At 72.2% G+C, this 13744-nt stretch carries 11 protein-coding genes and 2 pseudogenes; 9 read left to right on the top strand and 4 right to left on the bottom strand.

Annotated elements, in window-relative coordinates; translation table 11 throughout:
* Window positions 1-66: 66 nt before the first annotated feature.
* Entirely contained in the window at window positions 67-1896 is a 1830-nt protein-coding gene (locus ACFWBW_RS31880) for an IPT/TIG domain-containing protein (RefSeq protein WP_385379896.1), read from the top strand.
* A gap of 104 nt (window positions 1897-2000) precedes the next feature.
* Here the strand turns inward: ACFWBW_RS31880 and ACFWBW_RS31875 are convergent, their stop codons facing one another.
* Window positions 2001-2729 (bottom strand): TetR/AcrR family transcriptional regulator, encoded by a 729-nt coding sequence (locus tag ACFWBW_RS31875; RefSeq protein WP_385379893.1) that lies wholly within the window; start codon window positions 2727-2729, stop codon window positions 2001-2003.
* A 147-nt stretch (window positions 2730-2876) separates the two neighbouring features.
* Here ACFWBW_RS31875 and ACFWBW_RS31870 point away from each other — a divergent pair, with 147 nt between their 5' ends.
* The 3 genes and pseudogenes from ACFWBW_RS31870 to ACFWBW_RS31860 all read left to right on the top strand — a co-directional run.
* On the top strand, window positions 2877-4379 hold the full coding sequence (locus ACFWBW_RS31870; RefSeq protein WP_385379890.1) for an APC family permease: 1503 nt from the start codon (window positions 2877-2879) through the stop codon (window positions 4377-4379).
* A gap of 8 nt (window positions 4380-4387) precedes the next feature.
* Window positions 4388-5269 (top strand): carbon-nitrogen hydrolase family protein, encoded by an 882-nt coding sequence (locus ACFWBW_RS31865; RefSeq protein WP_385379887.1) that lies wholly within the window; start codon window positions 4388-4390, stop codon window positions 5267-5269.
* Between the two features lie 51 nt (window positions 5270-5320).
* Window positions 5321-5449: pseudogene (locus ACFWBW_RS31860) on the top strand (phosphotransferase); the annotation flags it as partial.
* A 31-nt stretch (window positions 5450-5480) separates the two neighbouring features.
* On the opposite strand, the gene ACFWBW_RS31855 reads toward ACFWBW_RS31860, so the two are convergent.
* Genes ACFWBW_RS31855 through ACFWBW_RS31845 form a run of 3 tightly spaced genes read right to left on the bottom strand, consistent with a single transcriptional unit; the run spans window position 5481 to window position 8451 of the window.
* Window positions 5481-6260: an amino acid ABC transporter ATP-binding protein gene (locus ACFWBW_RS31855; protein ID WP_385379884.1), complete on the bottom strand. Its 780-nt coding sequence runs from the start codon at window positions 6258-6260 to the stop codon at window positions 5481-5483.
* Complete coding sequence (locus tag ACFWBW_RS31850; RefSeq protein ID WP_385379881.1) at window positions 6257-7285, bottom strand: ABC transporter substrate-binding protein; 1029 nt, start codon at window positions 7283-7285, stop codon at window positions 6257-6259. Before ACFWBW_RS31850 ends, ACFWBW_RS31855 begins: the two co-directional genes overlap by 4 nt.
* The gene (locus ACFWBW_RS31845) at window positions 7282-8451 is read right to left on the bottom strand and encodes an LLM class flavin-dependent oxidoreductase (RefSeq protein ID WP_385379878.1); all 1170 of its coding nucleotides are present in this window, start codon (window positions 8449-8451) and stop codon (window positions 7282-7284) included. The genes ACFWBW_RS31850 and ACFWBW_RS31845 overlap by 4 nt, the downstream gene beginning before the upstream one ends.
* Before the next feature lie 747 nt (window positions 8452-9198).
* Between ACFWBW_RS31845 and ACFWBW_RS31840 the strand changes: the two genes are divergently transcribed.
* The 5 genes and pseudogenes from ACFWBW_RS31840 to ACFWBW_RS31820 all read left to right on the top strand — a co-directional run.
* Window positions 9199-10203 carry an amino acid ABC transporter permease gene (locus ACFWBW_RS31840; protein ID WP_385379876.1) on the top strand — a complete coding sequence of 335 codons (1005 nt, stop codon included), beginning with the start codon at window positions 9199-9201 and terminating at the stop codon, window positions 10201-10203.
* Between the two features lie 212 nt (window positions 10204-10415).
* Window positions 10416-11375, top strand: a complete 960-nt coding sequence (locus ACFWBW_RS31835; RefSeq protein WP_385379949.1) for an amino acid ABC transporter permease — start codon at window positions 10416-10418, stop codon at window positions 11373-11375.
* Window positions 11372-12193, top strand: coding sequence for an amino acid ABC transporter ATP-binding protein (locus tag ACFWBW_RS31830; RefSeq protein ID WP_385379873.1), 822 nt, complete (start codon window positions 11372-11374; stop codon window positions 12191-12193). Before ACFWBW_RS31835 ends, ACFWBW_RS31830 begins: the two co-directional genes overlap by 4 nt.
* A gap of 101 nt (window positions 12194-12294) precedes the next feature.
* Window positions 12295-13317, top strand: a complete 1023-nt coding sequence (locus ACFWBW_RS31825; protein WP_385379870.1) for a transporter substrate-binding domain-containing protein — start codon at window positions 12295-12297, stop codon at window positions 13315-13317.
* 51 nt (window positions 13318-13368) lie between these two features.
* Window positions 13369-13744 (top strand): annotated as a pseudogene (locus tag ACFWBW_RS31820) (GNAT family N-acetyltransferase); the annotation flags it as partial.

Genomic DNA, 13744 nt, shown 5'->3' with positions numbered 1-13744 from the left:
GCCGCGGCTTCCCAGGGGTGTGCGACTCCGGCCGCTGCCGGGCGGAGGCGAGAGGGGGAGACTTCGATGTCTTCGACTGCTGTGTTGAACGGACCGGGCGCCCGGTGGCGGCGCCGCCTGCTGGCGGTGGCCGCGTCCTCGGCGCTGGCCGCGGGCGGCCTGACGGTGCTGGCGCCCCCGGCGTCGGCGGAGGGGGTGTGCGCCGCCCCGGTCCTGGTGGGGGCCACGACCACGATCACCTGCTCGGCCGGGGGTTCCGGAAGCGTCACGGTGCCCGACGGCGTCTCCAGTGGTGTGGTGACGCTGGACGGCGCCGGGGGCGGCAACGCCGCCGACGGCACCGTCGGCGGCAAGGGCGCGCACCTCGTCGCGACCGTCCCCGCGACGCCCGGTCAGACCTTCAACGTGACCGTGGGCCGGCGCGGCGCCCATGGCGCCTCGAGTGCGCAGTTCGGCGTGCCGGGATCAGGCGGCGCCTTGGTCGCGGTGACCACCGCCGCGGGCGCGCCGCTGCTGACGGCCGGTTCGGGCGGCGGGGCGGGCGGAGCGGGTATCGGCTCCCCCGCCTACCCGGGCGCGCCCGGCGGTGACAGCGGCAGGCCGGGCGCGGACGGCAACGGCCTGGTCCCCGACGCGCAGGGCGGTACGGGCGGTGGCGCGGGCACCGACACGGCCGGCGGGGCCGCGGGGACCGGCGGGCCCGGCGCGGACAACGAGGGCCCGAACGGCTCCCCGGGCGCCTTCCCGAACGGCTCCGGCGGGGCCGCAGGCCAGGGCGTGTTCAGCCCGACGGGCGCCGGTGGCCGCGGCGGAGCCGGGTACGGCGGCGGCGGCCGGGGCGGGGGCGGCGGCAGATACGGCGCCACCGGGGGCGGCGGGGGAGGCGGTGGCGGCGGGTCCAGCCTGGTCTCCGGAACGGTTCCCGGCTCGTCCGTCACCCTGACCGACGGCGCCAACGCCGGTGACGGCCGGATCGTGTTCGCCTTCACCCTCCCGCCGACGGTCACGGCCGTGGGCCCGGCCGCCGGACCCGCGGCCGGCGGTACGGCCGTGACGGTCACCGGCACCCACCTGACGGGCGCCGCCATCACCTTCGGCGCGGGCAACCCCGCCACCGGCGTCACGTGCACGGAGACCTCCTGCACCGCCACCGCTCCGGCCGGGACCGGCGCCGTGGACGTACAGGCCATCACCGCCGGCGGCACCAGCAGCCCCTCCCCCGCCGGCCGGTACACCTACGTACCCGTCCCCGTGGTGACCTCACTCAGCCCCGCCGTCGGCACGACGGCCGGCGGTACGGTCGTCACCGTCAACGGCACCGGCCTGGACGGCGCCACCGCGCTCGTCTTCGGCTCGGGCAACCCGGCCACCGGTCTCTCCTGCACCCCCACGGCCTGCACCGCCACCGCGCCCGCCCACGCCGCGGGCCCCGTGGACGTCCAGGTCACCACGCCCGGCGGCACCAGCGCCGTGACCGGCGCGGGCCGGTACACCTACCAGCTCCCGCCCGCCGACATCGACGTCGACCTGACCGCACAGCCGGGCTTCAGCCTGCTGGTCCCCTACCTCACCTACACCCTGACCGCCCGCAACACCGGTCCCGGTACGGTCACTTCGGCCACGCTCACCGCGAGCCTGCCGGCGGGCGCGTCCGCCAACACCCTGTCCCCGGGCTGCACGGTCGCCGGTTCCACCGTGACCTGTGCCTTCGGGTCCATCGCCAACGGTGCCTCCGCCACCAAGACGTTCCGGGTACCGCTGGGCCTGCTCTCGCTGGGGCGCGTCTCGGTCACCGCCACCCGTACGGCGTCCGCGCCGACCGACCCGGGCCCGCTCAACGACAGCGCGACCGCCAGTTGCACGGTCGTCTCCGTCCTCCTGGCCACCTGCCCCTGACCCGACACCCGCACCGGCGTCACCGCCAACGGGACTCCCCGCACGCATGATTGCCGCCGGCCCGCCTCGTCACGAGGCGGGCCGGCGGTGCGTCCGGGCCGGGCTCAGGAAGGATCGGCCCGCTCGGGGTCGGCCGCCTCGCGGTCATCCGGCTCGCGGCCGTCCGACTCGTGGCCATCCGACTCGTGGCCATCCGGCTCGTGGTCGACCCCCTCACGGTCATCCGGCTTCGGGCCGGTCAGCTCGTGGCCCGTGACGGCCCGGGCGTAGGAGCGCAGCGCGGCGATGACCTCGGTGCGCGTGCGCCGCCCGGCGAGTACCTCCATCTGGTAACCGTCCTCCATGGCAACGAAGTTCGCGGCGAGCAGGCGGGGCGGATCCTGGAGCAGGAAGTGCCCCTGGGCCTGGCCGAGCACCAAGATGCCGGAGTACACGGCGATCTGGCGTTCCGTCAGCGCACTGTCCAGGGCCGCCGCCCGGGCGTCGCGCAGGCAGCGCGGCCAGTACTCGAAGAGCAGCCGGGTCAGCGCGTCGTCGGGGCCGCCGGCGACTCCGTGGTCGATGCAGGCCCGCAGCTTGTCGCGGGCGTCGGCGAAGCGGTCCGCGGCCTCCTCGCGCTCCTGGCTGTAGCGCTCGATGGCCTGCTGGTACGTGGCGTGGACGAGGGCGTCCAGATCGCCGTAGTAGAGCACCGCCGCGGGGGTGACCCCGGCCTGGTCGGCGACGTCGCGCAGCCGCAGGCCCTCCAGTCCGCGCACCAGTACGGCGCGCTCCACCGCCTTGCCCAGCTCGGCCCGGCGGTTCTCCTTGCCGGTCCCCTTCCTGGCTGCCACGCCGCACCCTCCAGAGATCAATAACCTAAATCTTGGTTTAACAATATCGCTCGATCTATTGACGGTCCAGGAAGCCAGGTCTTAAATCTCCGTTTAACGCAGCGCCTCACACTCTGCGCACCACACCTGCGGCCTCCAGGAGGCATCATGACCAACCCGACCGACACCGGGGCCAGAACCGGGCCGGCGCCCACCCCCGTCGGCAAGGGGCTGCGCGGCGGTTCCGTGGGCCTGCTCGCCTCCGTCACCCTCGGGCTGTCGTCGGTCGCTCCGGCCTACAGCATCGCCGTCACCCTCGGCTTCGTGACGCTGACCGTCGCAGACCTGGCCCCGGCCGCGCTGCTGCTCGGCTTCCTGCCCGTCCTGCTCACCGCCTTCGCCTTCCGCGAGCTCAACCGGGAGATGCCCGACTGCGGGACCACCTTCGTGTGGACCACCCGCGCCTTCGGGCCGCGTACCGGCTGGCTGACCGGGGGCTGGGTGCCCCTGTGCGCCACGCTCATCGCGATGACGGCCCTGTCCCAGGTCGGCGCCGGCTATCTGCTGCACTTCCTCGGCCTCCACGCCCTCGCCGGCAGTTCCACCGCCGTGACGGTCACCGCCGTCCTGCTGCTGGCCGCCGTCACCGCGATCGCCTACCGGGGCCTGCAGCTCGCGGCCTCCGTCCAGTACGTGCTGCTGGGCCTGCAGCTCCTCGCGCTGCTCGGCTTCGGCGTGACCGCCTTGGGCAGCACGGGCGCCACCGCCCCCTCCCTCTCCTGGCTCAACCCCTTCGGCTTCGCCGACCTCGGGTCCCTCACCGAGGCCGTCCTGCTGTGCCTGTTCATCTACTGGGGCTGGGACGCCCTGATCACCGCGAACGAGGAGACCCGCGACGGCGAACGCGTCTCCGGCCAGGCCGCCGTCATCTCGACCGTCGTCCTGCTGGGCACCTACCTGTTCACCGCCTTCGCGGCGATCAGCTTCGCCGGCACCGGCGCCGACGGCATCGGCCTGGGCAATCCCGACAACGCCGCGGATGTACTGAGCACCCTCGCCCCGCCGGTCCTGGGCACGGCCCTGGCCAAGGTCATGGAGCTGGCCGTCTGCGTCTCCGCCGCCTCCGCACTGCTCACCTGCGTCGTCGGCAGCTCCCGCAGCACCCTGTCCATGTCCGCCCACGGAGCACTGCCGCCGGCCCTGGCCCGCATCCACCCGCGCCACCGCACCCCCTCCTTCGGAACCCTCCTCGTCGGTACGGCGGCGGCCTGCCTGCTCGTCCTCCTCACACTCGTCTCCGGCGACTTCCTCGGCGACGCCATCCTCTGCATCGGGCTGCTCATCGCCTGCTACTACGGCACCACCGCGCTGGCCTGCGTCTGGTACTTCCGGGGGCGCCTGCGCGACTCCCCGCGCGACCTCCTGCTGCGCGGCGTCCTGCCCCTGCTGGGCGGCGTGCTGATGCTGGCGGCCTTCGCCCGCAGCGCCTACGACATGTACGACCCCGCGTACGGGAGCACCTCCTTCCACGGCGTCGGCGGGGTCTTCCTCCTCGGCGCCGGCACCATCGCCGCGGGCGCCCTGGCCCTGCTGATCGCCCGCACCCGGTTCCACCGCTTCTTCCGCGAAGGCCGCACGTCGGTCGCCGCGCTCACCATCACCGAGGACTGACCACACCCATGCGCACTCTCGCCATCGCCGCCCTGCAGACCACGCCCGTGGCCCACGACCTCGAAGCGAGCCGGCAGCGCTTCAGCGACCAGGTCCGCGCCACGCACGAGCTCTTCCCCCACGTCCAGCTCGTCGTCGCCCCCGAACTCCTGCTCGCCGCCGAGGGCCCGCTGCTGCGGCCCGCGCCCGACGACTGGATGGAGCAGGCCGCCGTCACGATCCCCGGACCGCTCACCGACCGGATCTGCGACCTCGCCAGGGAGACCGAGCTGTGGCTGGTCCCCGGGAGCCTCTACGAACGTGCGGAGGACGGCCACATCTACAACACGGCCATAGCGGTCTCGCCCGAGGGCGAGATCGTCGCCCGCTACCGCAAGGTCTTCCCCTGGCAGCCGTACGAAAAGGCCCGCCCCGGCCACGAGTTCACGGTCTTCGACCTCCCCGGGATCGGGCGGGCGGGCCTGGCCATCTGCTACGACGGCTCCTTCCCGGAGACGGTCCGCCAACTCGCCTGGCTGGGAGCGGAGATCGTCATCCAGCCCACCCTGACACCCACCCGGGACCGGGAGATGGAACTGGTCTGCGCCCGCGCCAACGCCTGGACCAATCAGGTGTACGTGGTCAACGTCAACGCCGCCGACCCGGCGGGGGTCGGCGCCAGCGCCATCGTCGACCCCGAAGGCACCGTCCGCCAGCAGGCCGGCCCCGGCGAAGAGGTGCTCGTCGACGTACTGGACCTCGACACCGTCACCCGGGTGCGCCGCTACGGATCCACGGGGATCAACCGGCCCTGGGACCAGCTGGCCCGGTACGGGGAGTCGATCGCCCTGCCGATGTACGGCGGCGCCGCCTTCCGTACGCCGCACTGGCTGGGGGACGGGAACGCGTAGCCGCCGAGGGGCCGGAGAACCGGTCGACAGGCGCAGGTCCGACCCACTGGGATGCCTCCGAACATCGACGCGGCTCTCCTCAGACGCCTGGTCGACGCGCAGTTCCCCCAGTGGGCAGGGCTTCCCCGCCGGTGCGGGTCCGCCGGGCAGGCCGCGAAGGAGGCCGAGTGGCTGCCCCGGCGATCCCGATCCCTCACCCGAACCCGACGCCTCACCAGACCTTGGCGAGGAAGGCGCGGGTGCGGGAGTGCCGCGGGGCGTCCAGGACGGCGCCGGGCGGCCCCTGCTCCACGACGACCCCGCCGTCCATGAAGACGACGGTGTCGGCGACCTCCCGGGCGAAGCCCAGCTCGTGGGTGACCACGAGCATGGTGGTTCCGGTGCGGGCCAGGTCCTTGATGACGTCCAGGACCTCGCCGACCAGTTCCGGGTCGAGCGCCGAGGTCGGCTCGTCGAAGAGCAGCACCTTGGGTTCGAGCGCGAGCGCGCGGGCGATGGCGACCCGCTGCTGCTGCCCGCCGGACAGCTGCCTCGGGTAGGCGTCCGCCTTGTCGCTCAGACCCACGCGCTCCAGCAGCCGGCGCGCCGTCGCCCCGGCCTCCTCCCGCGACCGGCGCAGCGCGGAGACGGGAGCCTCGACGAGGTTCTCCAGCACCGTGAGGTGGGTGAAGAGGTTGAAGTCCTGGAAGACGAACCCAATGTGGGTCCGCTGCTTCAGCACCTCCTTCTCCTTGAGTTCGTGCAGCTTGCCGCGGTGGCCGCGGTAGCCGATGAGCTCGCCGTCGACGCTGACCCATCCGCGGTCCACCTTCTCCAGGTGGTTGATGGTGCGCAGGAGGGTGGACTTCCCCGAGCCGGATGGGCCGAGGATCACGGTGACCTCCCCGGCACGGACCTTGAGGTCGACCCCGCGCAGCACTTCGAGGGGCCCGAAGCTCTTGTGGACGCCGCGGACCTCGACCATGACCCGTTCGGGTGCGGGCTCCGTCATTTGTGCTCGGCCGGGTTGATCTGCGAGGTGTCGATCGCGGAGGGGGTGGTGCCCCACTTCTTCAGGATCCGCGCGTAGGTGCCGTCCTTGATCAGCGCGTTGACGGCGGCCTGGAACGCGGGAGTCAGCGGGGAGCCCTTCTTGAAGGCGAAGCCGACGTCGAGGCGGTGGTACTCGCCGAGGAAGGTGGTCTGCGCGGCGGGCTGCGCGGCCTGGTGGCGCAGCCCGTTGATCGTCGACATGACGACGTCGATCCGGCCTTGCTGGAGGGCCGTGGTCACGGCTCCGGTCTCGGAGAAGACCCTGACCTCGTACGGCTTCTTCCCGGCGGCGGCGCAGACCTCCTTCTGCGCGGTGAGGGTCTTCTCGAACGTCGTGCCGGCGCCGGTTCCGATGGTCAGTCCGCACAGCTGGGTGAGGTCGGAGACCTGCCCGGTCAGTGCGGTGTTGCCGGTCCTCACCGCGAAGCCCTGGCCGTCGTTGATGTAGGTGACGAAGTCCACGGACTTCAGGCGTTCGGTGGTGACCCCGAAGTTGCCCGTACCGACGTCGTACTTGCCGCTGCCGAGGGCGGGGAGGATCGTCTCGAAGGAGGCGTCCTGCCGCTCCAGTTTCACGCCGAGGACCTTGGCCACCGCGGCGGCGATGTCCACGTCCTGGCCGGCGGGCGGTTTGTCCTGTCCGTTCGGGTAGTACGCCGACGGAGGGGATCCGACGGAGCCGCCGAGCCGCAGGGTGCCCGCCTTGCGGACCTCGGCCGGGAGCAAGGCGGCGATCGGCTCGACCGCACGGACACCGGCGACCGGATCGTCGGCCGGCGCGGGCGAGGCGAGGGCGGCGGCCGACGGGGCCGCTCCGTCGCCGGAGCCGCAGGCCGCCAGGGTGGCCAGCAGGGGAAGGGCGGACAGGAGCACGAGTGCGGTGCGCAGGCGTCCGCGGAGTCCGGCCCCCTTGTTCACCTTGTCCACGTCGCTCACGTCGTTCACCTTGTTCACCTTGGTCACCTTGTTCACGAGGAGGCTCATCCGCGGACCGCCGTCAGGGTCTGGCGGGGGAAGCCGTCCTCTGGCCGGACGTCGCGTACGGCGTCCCGCGCCGCGTCCCGCTTCGCCACCTCCTCGCGGACGAGCGGGATCACGTACCGGCCGAAGTCGACGGCGTCGCCGAGCAGGTCGTAGCCCCGGGCCGACAGGATGTCGACGCCGAGGTCGTAGTAGTCCAGCAGTGCCTGGGCCACCGTCTCCGGGGTGCCGACGAGGGCGTTGGAATTGCCCGCGCCCCCGGTGGCGGCGGCGGTCGGGGTCCACAGGGCCCGGTCGTAGCGCTCCCCCGCCTCGGCGATGGCGATCAGCCGCTGTGATCCGGTGTTCTGTGGGGCCGCGGCCTCCGACACCCCGTTGCGGTGGCGCTGTACGGTCCCCGCCTGCCTGCGCTCCCGGATGGCGCCGACCGTGCGGTGGGCCTTCTCCCAGGCCAGCTCCTCGGTCGGGGCGATGATCGGGCGGAACGCGACCTGGATGCGGGGCGCTTCGGTGCGGCCCGCGGCCCGTGCCGCGGCCCGTACGGCCTCGATCTGCTGCGCGGTCTGTTCCAGGGGCTCACCCCACAGGCAGTAGATGTCGGCCTCCGCGCCGCCGGCCGCGTAGGCGGCGGGTGAGGAACCGCCGAACGAGACCTGCGGGCGGGGCTGCTGGACGGGGAAGACGTCGCTCACGAAGTCGTGGAAGCGGTAGTGCTCGCCCTCGTGGTCGAAGGGCTCGCGGGTGGTCCAGATCTTCTTGACGATGCCGATGTACTCGCGGGTGCGGGCGTAGCGCCCGTCCTTGCCGAGGACGTCGCCCTCGCGGCCCTGCTCGTGGTCGTTGCCGCCGGTGATGAAGTGCACGGCCAGGCGGCCGTCGCTGATCTGGTCGAGGGTCGCGAAGGTCTTGGCGGCGAAGGTGGGGTACGAGACGTTGGGCCGGTGGGCCAGCAGGATCTGCAGGCGTTCCAGCTTGCTCGCGATGTACGCGGCGGCCGGCGCGGGGTCGGGGGTGCCGGAACCGTAGGCGAACAGCACCCGGTCCCAGCCGTGGTCCTCGTGGGCCCTGGCGAGCCTGAGCGTGTACTCCTTGTCGAAGGCGGCGCCGGATCGTGCGGTGGTTTCGGAGCCGTCGTTGGTGGCGGCTATGCCGAGGAACTCCACGGGCATGGGTGTGGCCTTTCGGAAGGTGCGGCGGATCGCCTCGGGGCAGGGTGAACCACCCCCGGTACGGCGATGCGTGATGAACCGTCAGCCGCGTGGTGTCGCAGGACGGAACGGGTGGGGGCGGAAACGGGGGCGGAGATCGGGCGGAGGTGGGGACGTGGGCGGGTGCAGCGGAGCGCGACGCTGCGGGCGTGACGACGCTTGGGCGGGGGATGTGGGGGTGCGGCGGCAGCGCGGTATCCGGGCTCGCGACAGCCCGCCCTAGGCGGCGGTCACGGCCACAGGACGGTTGTGCGAGGTGGGTTCTCGGCCCGCAACGGGGTCACCGAGGGAGGGAAGGGCCGGTCGGACGGCCCGCTGCCGCGTCAGGCGCAACAGGCCGCGGACCACACCCGACCGAAGTCGATGTAGTCGCGCGAGACCAGGCGCTGATGGGCGTTCATGCGACTACTTGAACAGTACGCGGTGCTCTTCGTCAAGCAACGGCCCGGATGCCGGACGGGCCCGACCTCCGCTGCGGTGTCGCTGGACGGCCGCTTGACTGCCCCTGCGCCGGGCCCTGTTGACACGTTCGTGCGGTGGACGCATACGATCGGCGGCGTTCCGGCCGCGCCTTGCGCGCAGGTCGGTCCGGCCGTGTTGAGGGACGCGGTGAGCGTGACGACGACCGTGCCGTGTCCGTGTCCGTGTCCGGTGTCCGGCAGCCCGTGTGCCGCGCCCGCGATCCCTCTCCACTCCCGGAGCACCTCCATGACCACCGTTTCCGATGTCTCCGATGTCTCCGACGTGCCGCGCGCGTCCGGCACCTCCCCCTCCTCCCCCGTGTTCGCCCCAGGCGCCGAGCCGCCGCCGATCGTGCCGCGCCGGCGCCTCGGCCGTCGGCTGTCCGCCGCCGCCGCACTGCTGGTCTTCGCGATGGTGCTGGTCTCCGTCGTCCGCAACGACGCCTTCCAATGGGGCCTGGTGAGCACGTACTTCACCACCTCCGCCGTGCTCGACGGGCTGCTGCTGACCCTCTGGCTCACCGGCGTGGTGATGGTGCTCGGGTTCCTCCTGGGCACCGTGCTCGCCGTGATGCGGCTGTCGGCGAACCCGGTCCTGCGCACCCTGAGCTGGGGTTACGTGTGGATCTTCCGGTCCACACCGCTCCTCGTACAGCTGCTGTTCTGGTTCAACATCGGCGCCCTGTACCCGACGCTCGGCCTGGGCATCCCCTACGGCCCCCAGCTCTTCAGCGTCAGCACGGTGAACCTGCTCGGCCCGACCCTCACCGCCGTCATCGGCCTGACCCTGCACGAGACCGCGTACGCCGCCGAGGTGGTGCGCGGCGGCATCCTCTCCGTGGACCCCGGCCAGACCGAGGCCGCGCAGGCGCTCGGGCTGAGCAGGCGCCGCACGCTGTACCGGATCGTGGTTCCCCAGGCCATGCGCTCGATCGTGCCGACCGCCGGGAACATGCTGATCGGCACCCTCAAGGGCACCAGCATCGTCAGCGTGCTGGCCGTGCACGACCTGCTGTATTCGGTGCAGTTGGTCTACAACCAGACCTACCAGGTCATCCCGCTGCTGATGGTGGCCACCCTCTGGTACGTGGCCGTCACCACCGTGCTGAGCGCGGGCCAGTACTACGTCGAGCGGCACTACGCCCGCGGCAGCTCGCGCGGCCTTCCGCCCACGCCGCTGCGCCTGCTGCGCGTCCGGCTGGCCGGCCTGCGGGGCCGCCTGAACTCGGCGAGCGCACCGGCCGATCGCTGAGTTTCATTTCACCAAGAGGCGTTGTATGTACGGCGGATGAAATCGGAACACGATTTCACGCTTCCCGATATCAGGGCCGTTGACACCCCTTCTCCGGGCTGCCTAGCTTACGCCGCAGACAAAGAGATATCGGCGGCCTCTCCTGTTCTGCTTGACGGCTGCTTTTCGATTCTGCTCCTATTCGAAGCCGTGGAGTGTCCTTGACCGAATCACTGCTCCTCTCCGCGCCCGCCGGCCCCTCCGGGCCGCCAGGGCCACCCGGGCCGGCCGAGCGGGTCCTCCCGCTGCGCCGGCCCGGGCGGTGGGTCGCCGGCATCGTCGTCCTGGTGCTGGTCTCCCAGGCCGCCCACGGGCTGATCACCAATCCCTTCTACCAATGGGACCGCTTCGCGTACTGGTTCACCCGCCCGGTGATCCTGGAGGGGCTGCTCATCACCCTCCAGGTGGCCGCGTACAGTGCGGTCCTCGGCCTGGCCGGCGGTGTCCTGCTGGCCCTCGGACGGCTCTCGGGCAGCCCGGTGCTGCGGTCGGTCAGCTGGACGTACATCTGGCTCCTGCGTTCCGTGCCGCTGATCGTCGTCCTGCTCTTCCTGTACAACCTCAGCGCCCTCTACCCCACGCTCAGCATCGGCGTGCCGTTCGGGCCCGCCTTCCTGACCTTCGACGAGTCGCGGCTCGCCACCGACATGGTGGTCGCGGTGGTCGGCCTGAGCCTGAGCGAGGCCGCGTACGCCGCCGAGATCGTCCGCGCCGGTGTGCTCTCCGTCGACCAGGGCCAGCACGAGGCGGCCGCGGCCCTGGGACTGCCCAAGCGGTACCAGTTCGCCAGGATCGTCTTCCCGCAGGCACTGCGCTCGATCGTGCCCTCCTACGTCAACCAGCTGATCGGCCTGCTCAAGGCCACCTCGCTGGTCTTCTACGTGTCACTGCTCGACCTGTTCGGCTCGGTGCAGAGCCTGGGCAGCACCTATCCCGGCGACATCGTCCCGCTGCTGGTCGTGGCGACCGTCTGGTACGTGATCCTCACCAGCCTGGTCTCCGTCGTGCAGTACTACGTCGAGCGGTACTACGCCCGCGGAGCGCTGCGCACCCCGGTGCCGACTCCCCTCCAGCGGGCCCGGGCGGGCCTGCGCGACCTGCGGATCCGCTACCGGAAGGAGACGGCCCGATGACCGGGAACGCCACCGGCGCCACCGCCACCCCCACCGCCACGGCCACGCGGCCGACCGACGGCGCCGCCATCGAGGTGCACGACGTGCACAAGTGGTTCGGCGGCCGACGGGTCCTCGACGGGGTGAGCCTGACCGTCGCGCCCGGCACCGTCACCGTGATCCTGGGGCGCTCCGGCTCCGGCAAGTCGACCCTGCTGCGCGTCCTCAACCACCTGGAGAAGCCCGAGGCCGGCCACGTCAGCGTCGGCGGCGAGCTGATCGGCGTCCAGCGGCACGGGGGCCGGCTCAAGGAGCTGAGGGAACGGGCGATCCTCGCCCAGCGCGGCCGGATCGGCTTCGTCTTCCAGAACTTCAACCTCTTCCCGCACCTGACCGTGCTGGACAACGTCGCCGCCGCCCCGGTGGCCACGGGCAGGCTGTCCCGGCCGCAGGCACAGGCCCTGGCGCAGGAGTTGCTGCGCCGCGTGGGGCTCGGGGACCGTGGCGGCGCCTACCCGCGACAGCTGTCCGGCGGGCAGCAGCAGCGGGTGGCCATCGCGCGGGCCCTCGCCCTGCGGCCGGGGGTCATCCTCTTCGACGAACCCACTTCGGCGCTCGACCCCGAGCTGGTCGGCGAGGTGCTCTCCGTGATCAAGGACCTGGCCACCGGGGGCACCACCCTCGTGATCGTGACCCACGAGATCGGCTTCGCCCGCGAGGTCGCCGACGAGATCGTCTTCCTCCACGAGGGCCGCATCGTCGAACAGGGCCCGCCCGCGCAGGTGCTGGACCACCCCGCGCACCCGCGGACCCGGGAGTTCCTCAGCAAGGTGCTCTGACCGGCCCGCCCCGCCCCGCCCCAAGTCGGCGGCTTCCCCTTCCACGGCTTCCTCCCTTCCCGCGGATTCCCCGCATCGCCGAACACCCGAAAGGCAACGCCATGCACCGCCCGTCCCTCCTGCGCAAAAGACTCGTCCGCGGCCTCGGTGCCACGACCGCCGCCGTCGCCCTCACCGCCGGCCTCACCGCGTGCGGCGGCGACGCCAAGGCCACCGGCACCGCGTCGGGTTCCGGCAAGGTGACCATCGGCGCCGTCTCCAACGGCGCCGCGCAGCAGGCGGAACTGTCCGTCCCCGTCGTCGAGTCCCTGCGCGCACAGCTCCCGAAGGCCGTGCGCGACCGCGGTGAGCTGGTCATCGGGGTCGGCGCCCTGCCCGCCGGGTTCCCGCCCCTCACCTACACCGGCACCGACCAGAAGACCATCACCGGCTCGGAGCCCGACCTCGGCCGCCTCGTCGCCGCGACCCTGGGCCTGAAGCCCGTGGTGAAGAACTCCACGTGGGAGAACCTCTTCGTCGGCATCGACAGCGGCAAGGTCGACGTGGCCTTCACCAACGTCACGGTCACCGAGGAGCGCAAGAAGAAGTACGACTTCGCGTCCTACCGGCACGACAACCTGGCCTTCGAGGCTCTGAAGGAGAACACCTGGGAGTTCGGCGGCGACTACCGCAACCTGGCGGGCAAGACGGTGTCGGTCAGCAAGGGCACCAACCAGGAGAAGATCCTCCTGGAGTGGCAGAAGAGGCTGCAGTCCGAGGGCAAGGACATCACGGTCAAGCACTTCCCCGACGCCAACAGCGTCTACCTGGCCCTGAGCGGCAAGAAGATCGACCTCAACTTCGGCCCGAACCCGGCGATCGCCTACCACATCACCCAGACCGCGAGCGGCAACGCTCCGACCCGCAAGGCCGGTTCGTTCTCCGGCGCCGGCGAGACCCTCCAGGGGCTGATCGCCGCGACCGCGAAGAAGGACAGCGGACTGGCCGAGCCCGTGGCCCAGGCCATCAACCACCTCGTCGGAACCGGCCAGTACGCGCAGCTCCTGACCGCCTGGCACCTCTCCGACGAGGCCGTGACCACCTCCCAGGTCAACCCGCCCGGGCTGCCCCTCACCAATTCCTGACCTCGCGGCCGTCCCCGGCCCGGGCACCCCACGGAAGGAGGGTCCGCCCCCATGAGCACCAGCACCACCACCCCTAGCCAGGTGACCCCAGGGATCCCAAGGGCCCCGGCAGCCCCGCACGTCCTCGACAACCCGGCCTGGGCCTCGCTGTCCGGCCCGCACGCGGCCTTCGCCGTGCGGGCCGGCGGCCGCGCCGCACGCTACGTCCCGGACGTCGCCGTGTTCTCCGCGCTCGCCGATCCGGCCGACCCCTCGTCCTGGGAGGCGCTGCGCTCGCTGGCCGGCCCCGACCGGGTCGTCGCGCTCTCCGGGGTGCTGACCCCGCCTCCCGGCTGGGAGACCGTCGGGTCGACCCCGGGGGTCCAGCTGGTCGACACCTCGCTGCGCGCCGAGCCCGCTCCCGAGGCGGTGCGGCTCGGGCCCGCGG

The sequence above is a fragment of the Streptomyces sp. NPDC059957 genome (assembly GCF_042730015.1).
GTDB lineage: Bacteria > Actinomycetota > Actinomycetes > Streptomycetales > Streptomycetaceae > Streptomyces.
The sequence above is the reverse complement of the archived record's forward strand: the minus strand, read 5'-3'. Positions and strand labels throughout refer to the sequence as shown.

Excerpts from the sequence above, each read along its gene's own strand:
- ACFWBW_RS31880 (WP_385379896.1), top strand. The coding sequence starts at position 67 with ATGTCTTCGACTGCTGTGTTGAACGGACCGGGCGCCCGGTGGCGGCGC.
- ACFWBW_RS31870 (WP_385379890.1), top strand. The coding sequence starts at position 2,877 with ATGACCAACCCGACCGACACCGGGGCCAGAACCGGGCCGGCGCCCACC.
- ACFWBW_RS31865 (WP_385379887.1), top strand. The coding sequence starts at position 4,388 with ATGCGCACTCTCGCCATCGCCGCCCTGCAGACCACGCCCGTGGCCCAC.
- ACFWBW_RS31855 (WP_385379884.1), bottom strand. The coding sequence starts at position 6,260 with ATGACGGAGCCCGCACCCGAACGGGTCATGGTCGAGGTCCGCGGCGTC.
- ACFWBW_RS31850 (WP_385379881.1), bottom strand. The coding sequence starts at position 7,285 with ATGAGCCTCCTCGTGAACAAGGTGACCAAGGTGAACAAGGTGAACGAC.
- ACFWBW_RS31845 (WP_385379878.1), bottom strand. The coding sequence starts at position 8,451 with ATGCCCGTGGAGTTCCTCGGCATAGCCGCCACCAACGACGGCTCCGAA.
- ACFWBW_RS31840 (WP_385379876.1), top strand. The coding sequence starts at position 9,199 with ATGACCACCGTTTCCGATGTCTCCGATGTCTCCGACGTGCCGCGCGCG.
- ACFWBW_RS31830 (WP_385379873.1), top strand. The coding sequence starts at position 11,372 with ATGACCGGGAACGCCACCGGCGCCACCGCCACCCCCACCGCCACGGCC.
- ACFWBW_RS31825 (WP_385379870.1), top strand. The coding sequence starts at position 12,295 with ATGCACCGCCCGTCCCTCCTGCGCAAAAGACTCGTCCGCGGCCTCGGT.